We start from the raw sequence: 18,961 nt of genomic DNA, 5'->3' as shown, positions 1-18,961 counted from the left end.
CGCTCTAAAGTTTGATGATTTTGATGCTGGAGCCTTTGGCTGTCAGGGCGATCTGACCGTCGCAGAGCCGCAAAGCATCCTCGCCAAAGACCTCGCGCCGCCAGCCTGACAAGGCCGGAACATCCCGCTCGCCCGAGGCCAAGCGGTCCAAATCCGAAGTAGGTGCGATCAGTTTAGATGCAACGCCGGATTTTTCCGTCTTAGCCTTCAGCAAAACCCGCAAAAGATCCGCCAAGGCGGGGTTCACCTGCGCCTTGTCTTTGGGGTTCGCCACCTTCGGCATGTCTGATTGCGGGCACTCAATCCCGGCCTTCACACCCTTTAGGATGCCATCTGCAATCTCGCCCTTGCGTGCCTCGCGCAACAAAAGGCGCGAGCGCCCCAAGTCCGCCAGAGACCCGGGCTTTGTCGAGGCCAGTTCGATCAGCGCATCGTCCTTGAACACGCGATTGCGCGGCACATTACGTTCTTGCGCGTAGGCCTCGCGGAATTTGGCCAGCTCGCGCACGATTGCCAGAAACTTGGGCGCTGTCGTGCGCGTTTTGACCCGCTGCCAAGCGTCCTCAGGCAAAAGCGTATAGGTATCCGCCGACGTCAGCGTCGTGATTTCCTCGGTTACCCAATGCGTACGGTTGTTTTCCTCAAGCTTGCCCGCGAGGAATTCATAGATTTTGCGCAGGTGCGTAACATCCGCCAGCGCATATTTCTTTTGCGCATCTGTCAACGGACGTCGAGACCAATCTGTAAAGCGGCTGGATTTATCCAGGCTCTGCTTTGCAATCCGGCGCACGAGTGTTTCATAGCCGACCTGTTCACCAAAGCCGCAAACCATCGCCGCAACCTGCGTATCAAACAGCGGCTCAGGAAAGACCCCCGCCTCAACGAAAAAGATTTCGAGATCCTGACGCGCGGCGTGAAAGACTTTGACCACCGAGGTATCGCGAAACAGCTCGTAAAGAGGTTCAAGCGACATATCTCCCACCAGCGGATCAACCAGAACAGCGTCGTCCCCACCAAAATCCGGCACGGCCAATTGAATGAGGCACAGCTTGGAATAATAGGTCCGTTCGCGCAGAAATTCCGTGTCGATGGTGACATAGGGTTGGGTGCGCGCCATGTCGCAGAACTGCGCAAGCTCTTCGGTCGTGGTGAGTGTTTTCATAAAGAGGTGATCTTCTAGATTGTCTTGCTCGTCGCCTTATCCACAGACCTACGTGGTCTATGACGAAATTGCAAACAACCTATTCGCTTATGCGTTTATCACTCAGCTTTGAGGGAAGTTGCGAACTCACGTAGCACTTTTGGGTAGAGTTGATGCTCTTCTTTTAGAACCCGCGCGGCCAGTGTATCCGCTGTGTCGCCCTCTTGCACAGGCACAGTGGCTTGCCCAAGGATCGGGCCGTCATCCAAGGCGGGCGTCACCAGGTGCACCGAGCATCCATGCTCTGTGTCGCCTGCATCCAGTGCCCGCTGATGCGTGTGCAAGCCTTTGTATTTCGGCAATAAAGATGGGTGAATATTAAGCATCCGCCCTTCCCAACCGCCAACAAAATCTGCGCCCAGAATGCGCATGAAACCGGCTAGACAGACGATATCAACGTCGGCCTTTCGCAGCACTTTGTCGATGGCCGCCTCGAACCCAGCACGGTCGCCTTTGAAATCGCGATGATCCACAACTGACGTCGCGATACCCTGTGCAGCAGCCTTCGCGAGGCCACCGGCTGTTGGATCATTGGCCAGCACCAGAACAGGTTCGGCTGCATGGCCAGGCTCGGCCATGTCTTCAAGCAGGCGGACCATATTGGAGCCGCCGCCGGAAATCAGAATAGCAACGCGGAGCGTCAAAGAAGGCTGCCTTGATAGCGCATTGCGCCCTCAGAGGTGACCTTGCCGATGGTCACAGGGATCTCACCGCATTCCGCCAGCGCTTCTTGAACAGAGGTCAACTGGTCTGGCGCTACAGCAAGGATCATGCCGATGCCGCAGTTAAAGGTCTTGAGCATCTCAGCCTCGGACATGCCACCGGTTTGCGCGAGCCATTTGAAGACGCCGGGCAATGTCCATGTGGACAGGTCGATCTCTGCGCCCAGACCTTCTGGCAACACGCGTGGCAGGTTTTCGGTCAAGCCGCCGCCGGTGATATGGGCCAAAGCATGCACGCCGCCGCTGCGGATCGCCGACAGCGCGGGTTTGACGTAGAGTTTGGTTGGCTTGAGTAAGGAGGCTCCCAAAGTGCCTTCTTCCCAAGGGCAATCTGCGTCCCAGCTGAGGCCCGAGACCTCAACGAGTTTGCGCACCAAAGAGTAGCCATTGGAATGCACGCCGTTTGACGCCAGCCCCAGAAGGATGTCGCCCTCGGACACGTCTGTTGGCAGATCCGTCCCACGCTCCATAGCGCCGACAGAGAAGCCTGCGAGGTCGAAATCGCCGTCCTCATACATGCCCGGCATTTCTGCGGTTTCGCCACCGATCAGCGCGCAGCCGCTGTCGACACAGCCCTGCGCGATGCCTTCGATGACGCGGGCCGCAGAGTCGGTGTCCAGCTTGCCGGTCGCGAAATAATCCAAGAAAAACAGAGGCTCCGCGCCCTGACAGACCAGATCGTTGACGCACATTGCCACCAGATCGATGCCAACCGTGTCCATATAGCCCGTATCGATGGCGATGCGCAGCTTGGTGCCAACGCCATCCGTCGCAGCTACGAGGATCGGATCCGTATAACCCGCATCCTTAAGGTCAAACAGCGCGCCAAAGCCACCCAGACCTGCCATAACACCAGAGCGTTTGGTGCGTTTCGCAGCCGGTTTGATGCGTTCTACAAGGTCGTTGCCCGCGTCAATATCAACGCCCGCATCCGCATATGTGATGCCGTTTTTGCCAGTGCTCATAGGAGGCCCCTCAGGTGGATCAACTGCTTTGGGGGTCCAGTAAATCAAACCGCGCGGCCTCGCAAGGCAAAGGGGACGAATTGCGACATTGAGGTTGCCTCAGAGGGTGGATCAGGTATCGATAGGCGCAAGAAGTTAGGCAAAGGCGCGCGCGTGTCACTGATCAAACGCATTCAGGCTTGGGACAGCCGTAAACGGACCGAGGCGAATAAGGCTTTGGTGGCGGATTTTTCGGTCGACGCCGCCGAGCGCTATGTGACTTGGCATGATCACGGGTTTTTCCGCCGGTATTGGTCAAATTTGCACCAGATCGCGCCGGACGTATTTCGCTCGAACTATCCCAATGGTCGACGGTTTCCGAAACTCGCAGAGCTTGGCATTAAGACCATCCTCAATCTACGTGGTGGCGCTGGTTCGGTGCCCTATTTGCTTGAGGAACACTATTGCCGAGATTACGGCATCACGATGCATACGCTCAATCTGAATGCCCACTACGCACCTGATCCAAAAGAGCTTTTAGCCCTCTTGGATCTTTTTGACACGGTCGAGAAGCCCTTGCTGATGCATTGCAAGTCAGGCGCAGACCGCGCGGGGCTCGCTAGTGCGCTGTATCTGATTCACAGCGAGGGAAAGTCCGTTGCCGAGGCACAAACGATGCTTTCGTTTAAGTATCTGCATGTGAATGACCGCAAGACGGGCATCATGGGCCATACCCTACGCGCCTATGGGAGGGCGCAAGCGCTAACGGGTGTTTCTTTGCGAGACTGGTTTTTGCGCGAGTATGACCAAGAGGCCGAACAAGCCGCCTTTGATGCCGAGCGCAGAAACTAGCGCAAAGCGGCATCTGCTCTCTTGACGCGGAAAGCCAATATGATAGCCACAGAAGCACAAGGTAGGGCCTGTAGCTCAATTGGTTAGAGCAGAGCGCTCATAACGCTTTGGTTGCGGGTTCAAGTCCTGCCGGGCCTACCAATTTCAAATAAAATCAAGCAATTACGCATCACTTTAAAAGTGACGCGCAAACTTCATCCCAGCGCGTAGCCTGCGCCCCGCACCGTGCGCACAGGATCTTCTCCGCCATGCAGACACAAAGCCTTGCGCAGACGGCCGACGTGCACGTCAACAGTTCGGCTATCGACATAGATGTCCCTGCCCCAAACGCGATCCAAAAGCTGTTCGCGGCTCCAGACACGACCGGGCTTTTCCATGAAGGTCGACAACAGGCGGAATTCGGTCGGACCGAGCTTTAGGGGATTGTCGCTGCGTGTGACGCGATGGGTTTCGCTGTCCAGTATAATGTCTTCATATTCCAGACGCTGGCCGACAGACGCCGGACGCACTCGCCGCAATTGGCTGCGCACCCGCGCCATCAGCTCCAGCACGGAATAAGGTTTTACCACATAATCATCCGCGCCGGTTTCCAAACCACGCACGCGGTCCACCTCTTCGGCGCGGGCCGACAGCATGATGACCGGGATCGAGCGTGTATGCGACTTGCTTTTGATGCGACGGCAAATCTCGATACCGGAGATGCCAGGCAACATCCAATCCAGAACGATGATATCTGGCGTTTCTTCTTCGACCAAAAGGATTGCTTCGTCGCCGTCCGCAGCGGCAACCACGTCAAACCCTTCAGATTGCAGGTTATATTTTAGAACTTCGCGTTGTGCCGGCTCGTCTTCGACCAGAAGAACCTTTGGGTGATCGTTGGACATAAGTGAGTCCTTTCCTTAGGCGTCCGCGGACTCGTCATCGGCCTCTAGGAAGCCAGTCTTAGGACGGTTGTCTTCTGGCATTTTGCCGGTGACCAGATAGATCACTTGCTCGGCAATGGCTGTTACATGGTCTCCCATGCGCTCGGTGTTTTTTGCGATGAAATGCAGGTGCATACAGGGGGTGATGTGGCGTGGATCTTCCATCATGAAGGTCAGGAATTCGCGGAAAAGCGCGTTGTACATCTGGTCGATGTCGTTGTCGCGCTCAAGGATCTCCTGGGCCAGTTCGACGTCGCGTTGGATATAGGCATCCAGCGCGTCTTTCAGCATCAGCTGCACTTCTTTGGCCATGCGACCAAGCGCACGACGAGAGCCTTCAACCGGAGACATATGCACGAGCACTGCGTTCCGTTTCGCGAGGTTCTTGGCATAGTCGCCGATACGCTCCAGGTTGCCGGAAATCTTGATGACCGACAGGATCAGACGCAGGTCGATCGCAGTTGGTGAGCGCAGAGCAATCACACGGGCGGCTTCGTCATTGATCAGCTCTTCGAGCGCATCAATCGCGGCATCGCGTTCGCGCACCTTCTCGGACAGCTCTTCGTCGCGTTTGATCAGAGCTTGGCTGGCATCAAGGATCGCCTCTTCGACCAGCCCGCCCATTTTCATGATATGCGCCTGAATGCCTTCGAGGTCGCGGTCAAAAGAGGATACGATATGGAGATCTTCGGTCATAGCTCTTACCCGATCCGGCCTGTGATGTAGCTTTCGGTGCGCTCATCTGTGGGGTTGGTGAAGATTTTGGAGGTGTCGTCGAACTCGACCAGATTGCCGAGGTGGAAGAAGGCGGTCTTCTGCGACACGCGCGCCGCCTGCTGCATTGAGTGGGTGACGATCACGACGGAATAGCTGGTGCGCAGCTCGTCGATCAGCTCTTCGACTTGCGCGGTTGCGATTGGGTCAAGCGCCGAGCATGGCTCATCCATCAACAGAACTTCAGGTTCGGTGGCAACAGCACGCGCGATACACAGGCGTTGCTGCTGACCGCCAGACAGGCCAGTGCCCGGCGCATCGAGGCGGTCTTTGACCTCATCCCAGATCGCGCCACGGCGCAGGGATTTTTCGACAATCTCATCGAGTTCCGCTTTGGAATTTGCAAGTCCGTGGATACGTGGGCCATAGGCGATATTGTCGTAGATCGACTTGGGGAACGGGTTTGGTTTCTGAAACACCATGCCGACCTTGGCGCGCAACTGCACGGGATCGACCTTTGGGTCGTAAATGTCTTCGCCGTCCAGACGGATGTCGCCAGTCACACGACAGATATCAATCGTGTCGTTCATACGGTTCAGCGTGCGCAGGAAAGTGGACTTGCCACAACCTGACGGGCCAATAAAGGCCGTGACCTTCTTGTCTTCAATCTCGACGGAAACGTCTTTGATCGCATGGGTGTCGCCGTAATAGACCTGAACCCCAGAGGCTGAGAATTTGATGTTTTTCTGCTCCACAGCGGTCTCCAGATTTGGTGCGTCATACATGAGTTTATCGTCCTTCTGCCGTATTACCAACGGCGCTCGAACCGACGGCGCAGGATGACCGCAACGGTATTCATTGTCACAAGGAAGACGAGGAGGATAATGATGCCTCCCCACGCGCGTTCGTAGAACGCAGGGTCTGCGCGTTTCGCCCATTCATAGATCTGGGCTGGCATGGCCGAATTGGGGTCCAGAAGGCCCGAGGCCAGGCTGTCCGGTGGGTTTGACGCGATAAAGCCGATCATGCCGATCAACAAGAGCGGTGCGGTTTCACCCAGGGCCTGCGCGAGGCCAATGATTGTGCCGGTCAGGATGCCGGGGGCTGCTAATGGCAAAACATGGTGAAAGACCGATTGCATCTTGGAGGCGCCAAGGCCGAGAGCCGCATCTCGGATCGACGGAGGCACGGCTTTGAGCGACGCGCGGGTCGAGATGATGATGGTTGGCAGGGTCATCAGGGTCAGCACGAGGCCACCCACCAATGGGGCAGACTGTGGCAGGTGTATATAGTTGATGAAGACCGCAAGGCCGAGGATACCGAAGACAATCGACGGCACGGCTGCGAGGTTTGAAATGTTCACCTCGATAACGTCAGTCAGCCAGTTCTTAGGCGCGAATTCTTCCAGATAGATCGAAGCTGCGACGCCTATTGGCAGAGCCAGACAAAGAACCACCAGCATCATAAAGAATGATCCCGCCATCGCGACACCGATCCCGGCGGCCTCTGGTCGTTGGTCAGATGCATCTGCGCCGATTATGAAATCGATGTTGAAGCGCTTCTCAATCACGCCTGCCTCGACCATTTGATCCACGAAATCAAGCTGTTCGACCGACACGTTTTTGTCATTCGCAATACTCTCACGCGTCACGCGGCCTTTTAGATAGCCATCAATCCGGGAGTTGGCGAGGAAGGTGAATTCAACGGTCTGACCAATGCGAGAGACGTCTTCCAGCACAAAGTCGCGCATCTGCGCTGGCGCTGATTTGGACAAAAGCGCACTCATAGATTTAGACTTGAGATCAGTTTCAATGCCCAGCTCTTCGACTTTGGTCTCAAAGGCCGTTTTCAAAAGCGGGGCATAACCGAAAGTCGAAACTTTCTTGATGTCGGCAATGTCTCGGTTTCCCTTTTTGTCGAGCTTCTTTTCAACGAGCTCGACGTCCAGGGTAATGAAGGTCTGTTGAAACGCACCGAAGCCATTGCCAACGATAGTGGTCACAAGAACCACCAGCATCATCAGGCCGGCCGCAATAGCTGCAATTCCATAGGCTTTGAAGCGGGCTTCGGCTGCATTGCGCTTTTTGGTGCGCGCATCCAGCGTGTGGATCGAGGTTTTCACCGCGTTTTCGGGCATGCTTGCGTCGGTCATTCGTATTGTTCCCGATATTTGCGGACGATGTAGAGGGCCAGAACGTTAAGCCCCAGAGTGAGCACGAAGAGCGTCAGGCCAAGGGCGAACGCGACCAGTGTTTCTGGGCTGGCAAAGTCGCCATCACCAGTCAACTGGCTGACGATCCGTGTGGTGATGGTCGTGAGTGCTTCCAGAGGGTTACCGGCAAAGCGCGCGATGGCCCCTGCCCCCATCACCACGATCATGGTCTCGCCGATGGCGCGTGACGTGGCCAAGAGTATAGCGCCGACGATACCGGGCAATGCGGCAGGCAGGACCACCTGTTTGATGGTCTCAGACTTAGTGGCCCCCAAACCATAAGAGCCATCGCGCATCGACTGCGGCACCGCGTTGATGATGTCGTCCGAAAGTGAGCTCACGAATGGGATCAGCATAATGCCCATCACAATGCCCGCAGTTGCAACTGAGCGCGCATCAGTCATCCAGTCGATGCCCAAGTAACCACCGTCTCCGAAGATACGAAGAAGGAATGGGCCAAAGGTCACCAGCGCGAACAGGCCGTAGACGATGGTCGGGATGCCGGCAAGAATCTCAAGCAGAGGCTTGGCAAAGCTGCGCACGGGGCGGGACGCATATTCAGACAGGTATATCGCAGCAAAAAGGCCAACCGGCACAGCCACCAACAGTGCGACAAAGGAAATGTAGAGCGTGCCCCACAAGAGCGGCAGGATCGAAAGTTCGGAGTCTCCGCGGAAGTTTGGCGCCCAGGTGGAGCCGAAGAAAAAATCGGTCCAGCTGTGCAGGCCAAAAAAGTTGCGGGTCTCAAAAACCATCGACAAAACGATGCCGACGGTTGTCAAAATCGCGAGAGACGCTGCCGCGATCAACAGAACCAAGACACCGCGTTCCACCGTGTTGCGGGCGCGGAAATTCTTGTGGGTCTGAGCAATCGAAAACCCAGCCCCTGCGATGGCGAGGCACAGTACCAAAAGCGTCATGATGACAGACCCGGTTGCCGTCATCGAGCGATAGGATTGCGCGGCCTTAAGAACGCTGTTTTCCACATTTGCCCCAAGTGCGATGCCGACTTCGGCAAGGCGGGCCCGCACGTCTGTAAACTCGGCGCGTAGGTTCTCGGACTGCGATTGGCTCATCAGCCCTTCAGCAACCAAGAGATCAAGCCCCTCGGCGACCCGGCGCACTTCGGACATCACCAGACCAATTGTCGAGCCCTCGGGAATTGCGCTGGCAGGCAAGCCAGAGGAGACCACATTGTTGATGATTACACCCTGCAACAAAGTCCAAATGCCAAGCACCAAAAGCGCTGGAACCAGAACTTTCAAAGCAACATTGGTGCCATAAAAGTAAGGAAGAGAATGTAGGTTGCGGCTATCGCCACCCGCTGACTGCAACGCACGCATCCGTCCAACAAAAAAGCCGACCGTCGCAAGAGCAAAGACGATCAGCACGAGCCAAAGTACAGGCATGGATACTCCGTTTGTTTGGATGCGCAGGTGATAACCAACGGCTTTTCGTGAATGAGGACGGCGAGACCGCCGTCCTCGTGATTGCCTTAAGGCAATTACATGTTTGCGCCAAGCACTGCTTCGTCAGAAACTGCTTCTTGGGTGTCTGCCAGCTCTGGGTCTGCAACCAGACCGTATGCTGCCAGTGGGCCGTCTGGGCCTGCGATTTCGTCAGCGATGAAGAACTCAGCATATTCTTTTACGCCTGGGATAACGCCGATGTGTGCCTTCTTGATGTAGAAGTACAGTGGGCGGGACACAGGGTATTCACCGGTCGCGATGGACTCGGTGGAAGGAACGATGCCGGACATAGTCGCAACTTGCAGCTTGTCGGTGTTGTTCTCGTAGAATGCCAGACCAAAGACGCCGATGCCGTCTTTGTTGGATTCGATGGACGCCAGGGTCTCGGTGTAGTCGCCGTCGATGTCGACAGAAACGCCATCAGTCCGCAGAGCGATACATGCTTTTTCAGCTTTTTTCTTGTCGCCGCCCATGGACGCTTTGATCACGTCGAACGCGCCAGTCGCTTCACAGCCGGCCAGGATCACTTTGTCTTCGAAAACTTCGCGTGTGCCGTGCTTGGTGCCTGGAACGTAAGCTGCCAGAGGCTGTGCTGGGAACGCTGGGTTTACGTCAGCCCAGGTTGCGTTGGTGTTTGGAACCATTTCGCCGTCAACCAGAACGGTGTCGGACAGAGCCAGGAACCAATCGCTTGGGGTGAATTCAAAGGATTCGCCGTTGATGTCGGATGCGAAAACGATGCCGTCATAACCGATGCGAACTTCGATGATGTCAGTTACGCCTGCTTCTGCGCACGCTTTAACTTCTTTATCTTTGATTTTGCGGGATGCGTTTGCGATGTCGATGGTGTTTTCGCCAACACCTTCACAGAAACGCTTCAGACCAGCAGAAGACCCACCGGATTCAACAACTGGGGTCGGGAAGTCGAAGTTTTCACCGAACGCTTCAGCAACGATGGAAGCATATGGAAGAACGGTGGAAGAACCGGCGACTTGAACTTGATCACGTGCTGCGGCGGAAGTGGCAGCGATGGCAGCAATCGCTACAGCGGACACGGTCAGTTTAACGGACATTTTTTAACTCCTGATTAGGGAAGCTCGTCTATGAGCAACCTGAGCGCGGAAGTAGGCTTGGTTGCTTACGCTTTTGTGACGGTTGTGTAACAGTTTTATGAAGCTGGTCTGGATTTGCTCTACAAATCCAATTTGCCCTTTAATTTTTCGGGAGGATCACCGCAAAAGTGCTGCCCTGCCCCAAAGCGCTCTCGATTTTCATGCGGCCACGGTGGCGATTCACGATGTGCTTGACGATGGCCAGACCCAGCCCCGTTCCGCCCATTTCACGCGAGCGATGCGAGTCGATGCGGTAAAACCGTTCGGTCAGGCGTGGGATATGCAGGGGATCAATGCCGGGCCCATTATCTTTCACTTCGATCCGAACTGCAGGTCGGCGCAGAAACGGATCGCGGTCGACAGATTTGAAGGTAACAGAAACCGCCCCACCGCTGCCGCCATATTTAACCGCATTTTCGATCAGGTTGGTAAAAACCTGCAAAAGCTGATCTGAATCGCCCAAGACCTTGGTCTCCGCCTCCAGCCCCTGAACCGAGATCTCGACCTCTTGAGCCTTGGCAACTTCGCAGAGGTTCCGCACGACTGTGTTCACGATGTCTGCAACATCTATGGAATCGGTCGGTCGCATCCGCGCTTCTTCTTCGACACGGCTTAGGGACAACAAATCCCCGACAAGGCGGTTCATTCGGCTGGCTTCGGCCCCCATGATGCCAAGGAACCGATCCCGCGCGGCATCGTCATTGCGTGCGGGCCCTTGCAGGGTTTCGATAAAGCCAAGCAAAGCGGTAAGCGGTGTTTTCAATTCATGGCTGACGTTGGCGACAAAGTCTCGACGGATTTCGCCCGCCTGTTCGACTTCGGTTACATCGCGAAAACAGGCAAGGACGCCTTTGGTTTCCCCGAACTCCACATAGGAACAGGTCACGTCATACCGGATCTCATGCCCTTCGTCGGTGTGCAGATACACGGTGGTCTGTGGCTGTCTGGTGCGAATGCATTGCTCGAACGCCGTGCTAAAGCCCGGTTGGCGAAACACTAGAATGAACGCGCGACGATCTCCGGCGTTGGGTTGCAGGCGAATGGCACGTTCATTGCCCCCTAAAAGACGCGCGTCCGTGCCAATCAAAACGGCTGGCAAAGGAATGGCTTCAAGCAGAGAGTCAATCATGATGGAACGGGTCTGAACGGCAGCGAATGTAACTTGGCGCAAACGTTCAGGATTGTTCTGCAAATGTAAAGGGGGGCTTTTGGCGCTAGATTTGCGCAAGCCCCGCCCGGAATCTGCGCATATTTTGTTGGTAATTTAGCGCCGAGGCACGCAGGCCCTGAATGCCCTGCTCGTCCAATTCGCGCACAACTTTCCCCGGAGATCCCATGACCAAAGACCCATCTGGAATGACTTTGTTTTCCGTGATCAGTGCATTGGCGCCGATCAGGCAATTCTTGCCGATCTTGGCACCGTTCAGGATCACAGCGCCCATGCCGATCAATGTGTTGTCACCAATCGTGCAGCCATGCAAAAGCGCTTTGTGTCCGATGGTACAGCCCTCGCCCACGGTCAGCGGATAGCCCATATCCGTGTGCATGATTGTGTTTTCCTGCACGTTCGAGCCCCTGCCGATCACGATCGCTTCGTTGTCGCCCCGCAGGGTCGCGCCAAACCAGATAGAGGCGCCCTGTTGGATCACAATCTTGCCGATGACATTTGCATCCGGCGCGATCCAGCTGTCCTCAGCGACCTGAGGCGACACGCCATCCAGACTATAGAGCGTCATTCTTCTACCTCAATAAATTCGTCATGCAGGCCCCGGATGAAATCCATCATTCCGGGTTGTTGCGAGAGTTTTAAACGCTCGGCTGAAATGATCGCCTTGAGCCGCTCAAAAGTCGCATCCAAATCGTCATTGATCAAAACGTAATCATAGCCATCCCAATGGCTGATCTCGTCCCAGCTCTTGGCCATGCGTTTTTGAATGACTTCAGAGCTGTCCTGCCCCCGGCTTTCCAGCCGACGGCGCAGTTCTTTGATCGACGGTGGCAATACGAAAACAGACAGCACATGATCCTGCAAAGACGAGCGGCTGATCTGTTGAGCGCCTTGCCAGTCAACGTCAAACAAAACGTCCGAGCCCTGATCAATCGCGGCCTGAACAGGCGCCTTTGGAGAGCCGTAGAAATTGCCAAAGACATGGGCGTGCTCAAGCATCCCATCCTCGGCGACCGTTTTCTTAAAGGCTTCTTCCGTCAGGAAATGATAGTCGATGCCATCCTGTTCGCCGTCCCTCGGCGCGCGTGTGGTCGCCGAAACAGAGAACTCAATGGTCGTGTCCCATTCGCGCAACCGTTTGGAAAGCGTAGACTTTCCCGCGCCAGAGGGCGAGGAGAGGATAATAAGAAGGCCGCGACGGTTTTGCATGGTCATTCTACATTCTGCACTTGTTCACGCATCTGGTCGATGACGGTTTTTAGGTCGAGGCCGAGGTTGGTTAGTTCGACGTTCTGAGCCTTTGAGCAAAGCGTATTCGCCTCTCGGTTAAATTCCTGCATCAGGAAGTCGAGCTTGCGGCCAATCGGGCTGCCTTTGGCGATCAGGTCACGTGCGGCTCCGACGTGGGCTTTCAGACGGTCGATTTCTTCGGTCACATCGCTTTTCACAACCATCGTCGCCAGTTCCTGCGCGACGCGGTTTTCATCCGCCCCATCTGTATTTTCCAAAACGCGCGCCAGATTTGCCTGCAGCGTGGATTTCATCTCATCTTTGCGCGCTTCCGCGATGGTTGCGGATTTCTCCGTCAGATCAGCGATTTCTGAAATTTGATTTTCCAATATTTCTGAGAGGCTTGCGCCCTCCGCCTCACGCATAGATTTAAAGTCCGTGACCAAATCGGGCAGCGTTTTCAATATCTCTTGCGTCAGAAGTTTGACGTCTTTTTCCTGAGAAGACGCTTCAAATACTCCACGCAACCCTATGATTTCGCTTGCTTTTGAAGGCGCTAGCGAAATCCCCTGCTGCATCGCCTTATCTTCGATCTTTTCAAGTGCTGCGAGCACGTCCGTCAGATGCGCTTCGTTCAACGCAAAGCCCGAGGACTCTTCAACCGCCTGCACCCGCAACCCCACTGAAATCGACCCGCGGCTCAGCGATTTCGTCAAAACCGCGCGGATGCCGGCCTCTAGTCCTTCGATCCAATCCGGCACGCGAATACGGATGTCGAGCCCCTTGGCGTTCACGCCGCGCATGTCCCAAGTCCATTCGAAACCTTGTCCAGATCCGCTTGCACTGGCGTATCCGGTCATTGAGTTCAGCATAAAGAGGCCTTTCGAAGTTCGTTTGCAGCATTTAGCGCGATGCGCGCGGCTGCTTCAATCTGTATATCAGTCCAGAGTCAAAAAGGGCGGCTCATATGAACCGCCCTTCTCTATTCTAAATGCTTGGTTCAAACAGCCTGTTTGGCCGCTGCGCCTTCGCGCATGTTGGAGAGTTCTTCGGCCACAAGGAACGCCAACTCCAAGGACTGGCTTGCGTTCAGACGTGGGTCACATGCGGTGTGATAGCGCGAGCCGAGGTCTTCTTCGGATACGTCACGCAGGCCACCGGTGCATTCGGTCACATCTTGACCGGTCATCTCGAAATGGACGCCGCCTGGAATGGTGCCTTCTGCGCCATGAACGCCAAAGAACTCGCGCACTTCGCGCAGCACGCTCTCAAATGGACGGGTCTTATAGCCGGTTGCCGATTTGATGGTGTTGCCGTGCATCGGGTCACAAGACCAGACGACATTCGCGCCCTCTTCTTTCACGGCTTTGATCAGGCGTGGCAGGTGATCCCCGACAGAGCCAGCGCCAAAGCGCGCGATGAGGGTCAGACGGCCCGCTTCATTCTCTGGGTTCAGCTTTTCCATCAGAACCTTGAGGTCTTCGGCCGTGGTCGTTGGGCCGCATTTCAGACCGATCGGGTTCTGAACGCCGCGCAGGAATTCAACATGGGCGCCGTCTGGCTGACGGGTGCGGTCGCCGATCCACAGCATGTGACCAGAGCCAGCCAGCCAATCGCCGGACGTGGAATCCAGACGTGTCAGCGCTTCTTCGTACTCCAACAACAGACCTTCGTGGCTGGTGTAGAAATCCACGGAATGCAATGTATGCGCTGTGCTGCTGTCCACACCGGCCGCGTTCATGAAGTCCAGCGCATCAGAAATACGGTTCGCTAGATTGCGGTATTTCTGCGCTTCTTCAGAGGCGGTAAAACCCAGGGTCCAAGCGTGAACCTGATGCATGTCGGCATAGCCACCCTGAGAAAACGCGCGCAACAGGTTCAGCGTTGCAGCAGCTTGCGTGTAGGCCTGCAGCATTTTCTTAGGATCAGGGATCCGCGCCTCGGACGTGAAGTCCAGCTCGTTGATGATGTCACCGCGGTAGCTTGGCAGTTCCACACCATTCACGGTCTCGGTTGGGGCAGAACGCGGCTTCGCGAACTGGCCCGCCATACGACCGACTTTGATCACAGGAACTTTGGCGCCAAAAGTCAGCACCATCGCCATCTGCAACATCACCTTAAACGTGTCGCGGATGTGATCTGCAGAGAACTGCGCAAAGCTCTCAGCACAGTCGCCGCCTTGCAACAAAAAGGCCTCGCCGCGAGACGCGGCTGCCAGTTTGGCTTTCAGGCTACGCGCCTCTCCGGCAAAGACCAGCGGCGGATAGCTTGCAAGCTGTTCTTCTACAGAAGTCAGCGCAGATGCATCCGTATACTCAGGCATCTGAACGCGTGGTTTGTTACGCCAGTCAGATTTTTGCCAATTCGCCATTGTCCTTACTCCGGGATTTTCAAAATGTTAGCGCTGCATCTATACTGCGTCGGTGCAATAAGCACCATAGGTCAATTATCTCTCTTGACGGGCGCGGCCCTCCTGCATCATGTGTGTTAATCTTCCAGCAATTCGCGAGATGGTGAGTCCTTTATATGTCGTCTCTTGTCCCAACGATGAATGTCACCCGTAACGGGTCAAAACCGCGCCGGTTCATCTTTGTTTTGATGAATGAATTCACCATGTTGTGCTTTTGTGCTGCGGTGGAAAGCCTGCGGATCGCGAACCGTATGGCAGGCCAAGAAATCTATGAGTGGGTTCTGGCCTCTGAGGACGGAGAGCCTGTGACCTGTTCAGCGGGTGCGACCTTTGCCGTCGATATGGCTCTGGACAGCGTTCAGCGTGACGACACGATCTTTTTGTGCGGCGGGGTCAATATCCAGAATTCGACCACCCCAAAGATTCTGAACTGGTTGCGGCGTGAGTCTCGCAAGGGGCCAACTGTCGGTGGGCTTTGTACTGCGGGCTATGCGTTGGCCCGAGCAGGCCTGCTTGAGGATCGCCAGGCGACCATCCATTGGGAAAACCAGGACGGCTTTACCGAAGAGTTCGAAAACATCGAGCTGACCAAATCTGTCTTTGTCATCGACCGCAATCGCATCACAACCGCAGGTGGAACGGCCTCGATTGACCTGATGCTGAAACTTATTGCCGAGGACTATGACGAAGACCTCGCGAATGCGGTCGCGGACCAGTTGATCTATTCATCCATTCGCACGGATCAGGACACACAGCGTCTGTCTGTTCCGTCTCGGATCGGTGTGCGTCACCCCAAGCTGTCGATCGTGATCCAGATGATGGAAAACAACATCGAAGATCCCATCAGCCCATCGATCCTCGCCAAAGATGTGGGCATGTCGACGCGCCAGTTGGAACGGCTGTTCCGCCGCTATCTGAACCGCTCGCCCAAGCGCTATTACATGGAGCTGCGCCTGCAGAAGGCCCGCAACCTGCTGATGCAGACCGATATGAGCGTGATCAACGTGGCCCTGGCCTGCGGGTTTGCCTCTCCAAGCCATTTCTCGAAATGCTATCGCAGCCACTACAACACCACGCCCTATCGCGAGCGTGGGTCTTTGTCAGGGCGTCTGTCGATCTAACGCGAGATTTTGTAGATCGCGCTGCGGTCCTCTGAGATGAACCAGATGCTGCCGTCTGGCCCTTCCCGCACGTCTCGGACCCGCAGAGTATCCATGGTTTTGATTTGTTCGACTTCGGTCTTCTGATCTCCTGAGAGACGCGAGATATAGTCGAACTTAAGCGACCCGATGAATATGTCTCCACGCCATTCGGGAAACATATCTCCCTCATAGATCATCAGACCTGACGGAGCCATGGATGGGTCCCAGAAATGCTCGGGCTGAACCATACCCAATTTACGCGTGCCTTCTCCGACTGTGGCCCCTGAATAATGTGTGCCATAGGAAATAACAGGCCAACCATAGTTCTGGCCTTGAACGATCAAGTTCAATTCATCACCACCCTTTGGGCCATGCTCAACAGCCCAAAGGTCACCTGAATTGCTTATGTCCATGCCTTGCGGGTTGCGGTGACCGTAGCTCCAGATTTCAGGTGCGTCTTGATCCAGAAATGGATTGTCTTCCGGGATCGAGCCGTCGCGGTTGATCCGGACAATGCTTCCGTTGCTGCGCGACAAATCCTGAGCGGAAGGCCGGTCGCCGCGATCTCCAATCGAAACAAACAGCGTCCCATCGAGGCCTTCAACGACCCGGCTGCCGAAATGGGTTCCGCCTCTGGCTCCTTTGGTCATTCTGTAAATCACACGCAGGTCTTCTAGCATGAGGCTATCCGTATTGAGTCTTGCAACCGCAACGCTGGTTCCGATGCCTTCCTCGAGCGCACCGGCGAAGGTTAGAAAAATTTCTGAACTCGTTTCAAAGTCCCGCGCAGGGGCGACGTCAAGCAAACCTCCCTGCCCCTGGACCTTAATATCGGGCAGCCCGGAAATGCGACGAATGCGCTCGCCTTCTTTGTACAGAAACAAGCGTCCGCGTTTTTCGGTGATGATCATCGATCCATCAGGTAGAAACCCAAAGCCCCAAGCCCCATTAAGGCCGCGTACTTCGCGTGTTATGTCTACGGTACCGATCGAGACCTCGTGGACGCGTGCAGCAAGCGGTGAACTAAGCAGGATTAAAAGACTGAATATCGCTGCGCTTAAAGAATACGTGAAACGGCCGGTTACGTTCATTCTCAAATTTCCTTAATCAACTTAATGTAGAGCAACATGCTTCAGACTTCACCTTTGGTTAATCGAAATTTTCGACTTCCTAAAGAGATAGTATCTATTGGCTAAATCGACAGTCACAACCAAATGACGCTCGAACACGTGACCGTCAGAGTTTGATCAGCGTGAACTGGGTTCTGTTCGTGCCTGATCAAATATTTTGAGTTCTAAGTGCGATTCTGAGCGCCAAACCCTTCAATGATTCTTGGTATATGGAGTGGTCGCAAAGTGTGATGTAGAATTTTGTTCGAAACTTTCTGACTCTATGGAAAAATTTAGAACAATAGATGCCATGCAAATGGGTTTCCTGAGAAATCTACTAAAATAGCGGGCAAAAAGGAAAATCTGGTTGCGGATTAGCGAATTTTTTGCGTCACTGCTGCCCATGTCGCCCTGAAGGTCGTCGCAGGAGTTTGCACATTTAGTGTAGACATAATGCGATAAACCCGTAGGTAAGCGGCGCAAAATTCTTAAACGGGCCAACAAATGGTCCGATCATGGGAGTGTAAAAATGAAAAAACTACTCACAGCTACGGCTGCAACCGCACTGCTTGCCAGCGGCGCATTCGCAGGCAGCCATTCTGAGAACATCAAGATCGGCGTTATCCTGGGCTTTACTGGCCCGATTGAATCGCTGACCCCGCATATGGCGGCAGGCGCAGAGCTTGCGATGTCCGAAGTCAACGAAAGCGGCGCTCTGCTGGGCGGTGCGACTGTTGAGTCCGTACGTGCTGACTCCACATGTATCGACGCAGGCGCAGCGACTGCTGCAGCAGAACGTCTGATCACATCTGACGGCGTAAAAGGCATCATGGGCGCTGACTGTTCCGGTGTGACCGGCGCGATCCTGAACAACGTTGCGCTTGCAAACGGCGTTGTCATGATCTCTCCATCCGCGACATCCCCAGGCCTGTCCCACAACGACAATGAAGACAACGGCCTGTTCTTCCGCACCGCGCCTTCCGACGCGCGTCAGGGTGTTGTGATGACCGAAGTTCTGATGGAAGAAGGCATCAAAGAAGTCGCGGTCACCTATACCAACAACGACTATGGTAAAGGTCTGGCAGACAGCTTCGTTGCAGCATTCGAAGCAGCGGGCGGTTCCGTAACCATCTCTGCCGCACACGAAGACGGCAAAGCAGACTACTCTGCTGAAGTTGGCGCACTGGCATCTGCAGGCGGCGACCGTCTGGTTGTTGCAGGCTACGTTGACCAAGGTGGCGCTGGCATCATCCGTGCAGCTCTGGACACCGGCGCGTTTGACACGTTCCACTTCCCAGACGGTATGATCGGCCAGGCTCTTCAGGACAACTTCGGTGACGAAATCGAAGGCTCCACCGGTCAGCACCCAGGTACTGACAGCCCAGGTGCTGCGAAGTACACCGAGCTGGCAGCAGGCGGAGACTTTGACCCAACCTCTCCTTTCTCTCCAGAATCCTATGACGCTGCGGCGCTGATCATGTTGGCGATGCAGGCGGCAGGTTCTTCTGATCCAGCGGCTTACAAAGAGAAAGTCATGATGGTGGCAAACGCTCCAGGTGAGCTGATCTACCCAGGTGAGCTGGGCAAAGCCCTTGAGATCATCGCAAACGGTGGCGACGTGGACTATGTCGGCGCATCTGCGGTTGAGCTGATCGGCCCAGGTGAATCTGCGGGTAACTACCGCCAGATCGTCATCCAGAACGGCGAAATCACCACTGCAAAATATCGCTAAGATCGTTTGATCTTGTAAATA

Annotated in this window: 18 protein-coding genes and 1 tRNA gene; 4 read left to right on the top strand and 15 right to left on the bottom strand. The window is 55.1% G+C overall.

Annotated features, from left to right (window positions below):
* Nucleotides 1-4: 4 nt before the first annotated feature.
* From rnd to purM, 3 genes are all read right to left on the bottom strand, one after another.
* A complete protein-coding gene (gene rnd / locus WG622_RS02315; RefSeq protein ID WP_339402107.1) occupies nt 5-1,162 on the bottom strand; it encodes a ribonuclease D in 1,158 nt (385 codons plus the stop codon).
* Between the two features lie 98 nt (nt 1,163-1,260).
* Nucleotides 1,261-1,845 (bottom strand): phosphoribosylglycinamide formyltransferase, encoded by a 585-nt coding sequence (gene purN, locus WG622_RS02310; protein ID WP_339402106.1) that lies wholly within the window; start codon nt 1,843-1,845, stop codon nt 1,261-1,263.
* Nucleotides 1,842-2,888: a phosphoribosylformylglycinamidine cyclo-ligase gene (gene purM / locus WG622_RS02305; RefSeq protein ID WP_339402105.1), complete on the bottom strand. Its 1,047-nt coding sequence runs from the start codon at nt 2,886-2,888 to the stop codon at nt 1,842-1,844. Before purM ends, purN begins: the two co-directional genes overlap by 4 nt.
* A 153-nt stretch (nt 2,889-3,041) precedes the next feature.
* On the opposite strand from purM, the gene WG622_RS02300 reads away from it, so the two are divergent.
* Together WG622_RS02300 and WG622_RS02295 are read left to right on the top strand one after the other, a co-directional pair.
* Complete coding sequence (locus WG622_RS02300; RefSeq protein WP_339402104.1) at nt 3,042-3,719, top strand: phosphatase domain-containing putative toxin; 678 nt, start codon at nt 3,042-3,044, stop codon at nt 3,717-3,719.
* Between the two features lie 64 nt (nt 3,720-3,783).
* A tRNA-Ile gene (locus WG622_RS02295) sits at nt 3,784-3,860 on the top strand.
* A gap of 53 nt (nt 3,861-3,913) precedes the next feature.
* Here the strand turns inward: WG622_RS02295 and phoB are convergent.
* The 11 genes from phoB to WG622_RS02240 all read right to left on the bottom strand — a co-directional run bounded on the left by phoB (nt 3,914) and on the right by WG622_RS02240 (nt 14,918).
* Nucleotides 3,914-4,603: a phosphate regulon transcriptional regulator PhoB gene (gene phoB / locus WG622_RS02290; protein ID WP_339402103.1), complete on the bottom strand. Its 690-nt coding sequence runs from the start codon at nt 4,601-4,603 to the stop codon at nt 3,914-3,916.
* Between the two features lie 15 nt (nt 4,604-4,618).
* Nucleotides 4,619-5,338, bottom strand: a complete 720-nt coding sequence (gene phoU, locus WG622_RS02285; protein ID WP_209356306.1) for a phosphate signaling complex protein PhoU — start codon at nt 5,336-5,338, stop codon at nt 4,619-4,621.
* Nucleotides 5,339-5,343: 5 nt separating this feature from the next.
* On the bottom strand, nt 5,344-6,141 hold the full coding sequence (pstB, locus tag WG622_RS02280) for a phosphate ABC transporter ATP-binding protein PstB (RefSeq protein WP_209356305.1): 798 nt from the start codon (nt 6,139-6,141) through the stop codon (nt 5,344-5,346).
* A gap of 23 nt (nt 6,142-6,164) precedes the next feature.
* Nucleotides 6,165-7,508 (bottom strand): phosphate ABC transporter permease PstA, encoded by a 1,344-nt coding sequence (pstA, locus tag WG622_RS02275; protein ID WP_339402102.1) that lies wholly within the window; start codon nt 7,506-7,508, stop codon nt 6,165-6,167.
* On the bottom strand, nt 7,505-8,977 hold the full coding sequence (pstC, locus tag WG622_RS02270; RefSeq protein ID WP_339402101.1) for a phosphate ABC transporter permease subunit PstC: 1,473 nt from the start codon (nt 8,975-8,977) through the stop codon (nt 7,505-7,507). Before pstC ends, pstA begins: the two co-directional genes overlap by 4 nt.
* Nucleotides 8,978-9,072: 95 nt before the next feature.
* Nucleotides 9,073-10,110, bottom strand: coding sequence for a substrate-binding domain-containing protein (locus tag WG622_RS02265; RefSeq protein WP_339402100.1), 1,038 nt, complete (start codon nt 10,108-10,110; stop codon nt 9,073-9,075).
* A 139-nt stretch (nt 10,111-10,249) separates the two neighbouring features.
* Nucleotides 10,250-11,278, bottom strand: coding sequence for a sensor histidine kinase (locus WG622_RS02260; RefSeq protein ID WP_339402099.1), 1,029 nt, complete (start codon nt 11,276-11,278; stop codon nt 10,250-10,252).
* Between the two features lie 85 nt (nt 11,279-11,363).
* Nucleotides 11,364-11,885 (bottom strand): gamma carbonic anhydrase family protein, encoded by a 522-nt coding sequence (locus WG622_RS02255; RefSeq protein ID WP_339402098.1) that lies wholly within the window; start codon nt 11,883-11,885, stop codon nt 11,364-11,366.
* Nucleotides 11,882-12,526 (bottom strand): guanylate kinase, encoded by a 645-nt coding sequence (gene gmk / locus WG622_RS02250; protein ID WP_339402681.1) that lies wholly within the window; start codon nt 12,524-12,526, stop codon nt 11,882-11,884. The genes WG622_RS02255 and gmk overlap by 4 nt, the downstream gene beginning before the upstream one ends.
* Nucleotides 12,527-12,528: 2 nt before the next feature.
* A complete protein-coding gene (locus WG622_RS02245) occupies nt 12,529-13,419 on the bottom strand; it encodes a YicC/YloC family endoribonuclease (protein WP_339402097.1) in 891 nt (296 codons plus the stop codon).
* Nucleotides 13,420-13,547: 128 nt separating this feature from the next.
* Entirely contained in the window at nt 13,548-14,918 is a 1,371-nt protein-coding gene (locus tag WG622_RS02240; RefSeq protein WP_339402096.1) for a class II 3-deoxy-7-phosphoheptulonate synthase, read from the bottom strand.
* A 155-nt stretch (nt 14,919-15,073) separates the two neighbouring features.
* On the opposite strand from WG622_RS02240, the gene WG622_RS02235 reads away from it, so the two are divergent.
* Nucleotides 15,074-16,078, top strand: coding sequence for a GlxA family transcriptional regulator (locus WG622_RS02235; protein ID WP_339402095.1), 1,005 nt, complete (start codon nt 15,074-15,076; stop codon nt 16,076-16,078).
* On the opposite strand, the gene WG622_RS02230 is transcribed toward WG622_RS02235, so the two are convergent.
* Complete coding sequence (locus WG622_RS02230) at nt 16,075-17,190, bottom strand: PQQ-dependent sugar dehydrogenase (RefSeq protein ID WP_339402094.1); 1,116 nt, start codon at nt 17,188-17,190, stop codon at nt 16,075-16,077. The two genes, WG622_RS02235 and WG622_RS02230, sit on opposite strands and share 4 nt — an antisense overlap.
* Nucleotides 17,191-17,737: 547 nt before the next feature.
* Between WG622_RS02230 and WG622_RS02225 the strand changes: the two genes are divergently transcribed.
* Nucleotides 17,738-18,940, top strand: coding sequence for an ABC transporter substrate-binding protein (locus WG622_RS02225; protein WP_339402093.1), 1,203 nt, complete (start codon nt 17,738-17,740; stop codon nt 18,938-18,940).
* Nucleotides 18,941-18,961: the final 21 nt, after the last annotated feature.

This window comes from Cognatishimia coralii, assembly GCF_037478305.1.
Classification (GTDB): Bacteria; Pseudomonadota; Alphaproteobacteria; order Rhodobacterales; family Rhodobacteraceae; genus Cognatishimia; species Cognatishimia coralii.
This window is presented reverse-complemented; position numbering and strand designations above follow the sequence as displayed.

What these genes read in the sequence shown, in the direction of transcription:
- purM (WP_339402105.1), bottom strand. Translation starts at nt 2,888, where the DNA reads ATGAGCACTGGCAAAAACGGCATCACATATGCGGATGCGGGCGTTGAT.
- WG622_RS02225 (WP_339402093.1), top strand. Translation starts at nt 17,738, where the DNA reads ATGAAAAAACTACTCACAGCTACGGCTGCAACCGCACTGCTTGCCAGC.
- rnd (WP_339402107.1), bottom strand. Translation starts at nt 1,162, where the DNA reads ATGAAAACACTCACCACGACCGAAGAGCTTGCGCAGTTCTGCGACATG.
- WG622_RS02255 (WP_339402098.1), bottom strand. Translation starts at nt 11,885, where the DNA reads ATGACGCTCTATAGTCTGGATGGCGTGTCGCCTCAGGTCGCTGAGGAC.
- WG622_RS02260 (WP_339402099.1), bottom strand. Translation starts at nt 11,278, where the DNA reads ATGATTGACTCTCTGCTTGAAGCCATTCCTTTGCCAGCCGTTTTGATT.
- pstA (WP_339402102.1), bottom strand. Translation starts at nt 7,508, where the DNA reads ATGACCGACGCAAGCATGCCCGAAAACGCGGTGAAAACCTCGATCCAC.
- pstC (WP_339402101.1), bottom strand. Translation starts at nt 8,977, where the DNA reads ATGCCTGTACTTTGGCTCGTGCTGATCGTCTTTGCTCTTGCGACGGTC.
- WG622_RS02265 (WP_339402100.1), bottom strand. Translation starts at nt 10,110, where the DNA reads ATGTCCGTTAAACTGACCGTGTCCGCTGTAGCGATTGCTGCCATCGCT.
- WG622_RS02245 (WP_339402097.1), bottom strand. Translation starts at nt 13,419, where the DNA reads ATGCTGAACTCAATGACCGGATACGCCAGTGCAAGCGGATCTGGACAA.
- phoB (WP_339402103.1), bottom strand. Translation starts at nt 4,603, where the DNA reads ATGTCCAACGATCACCCAAAGGTTCTTCTGGTCGAAGACGAGCCGGCA.
- WG622_RS02235 (WP_339402095.1), top strand. Translation starts at nt 15,074, where the DNA reads ATGTCGTCTCTTGTCCCAACGATGAATGTCACCCGTAACGGGTCAAAA.
- pstB (WP_209356305.1), bottom strand. Translation starts at nt 6,141, where the DNA reads ATGTATGACGCACCAAATCTGGAGACCGCTGTGGAGCAGAAAAACATC.
- gmk (WP_339402681.1), bottom strand. Translation starts at nt 12,526, where the DNA reads ATGCAAAACCGTCGCGGCCTTCTTATTATCCTCTCCTCGCCCTCTGGC.
- phoU (WP_209356306.1), bottom strand. Translation starts at nt 5,338, where the DNA reads ATGACCGAAGATCTCCATATCGTATCCTCTTTTGACCGCGACCTCGAA.
- WG622_RS02230 (WP_339402094.1), bottom strand. Translation starts at nt 17,190, where the DNA reads ATGAACGTAACCGGCCGTTTCACGTATTCTTTAAGCGCAGCGATATTC.
- WG622_RS02240 (WP_339402096.1), bottom strand. Translation starts at nt 14,918, where the DNA reads ATGGCGAATTGGCAAAAATCTGACTGGCGTAACAAACCACGCGTTCAG.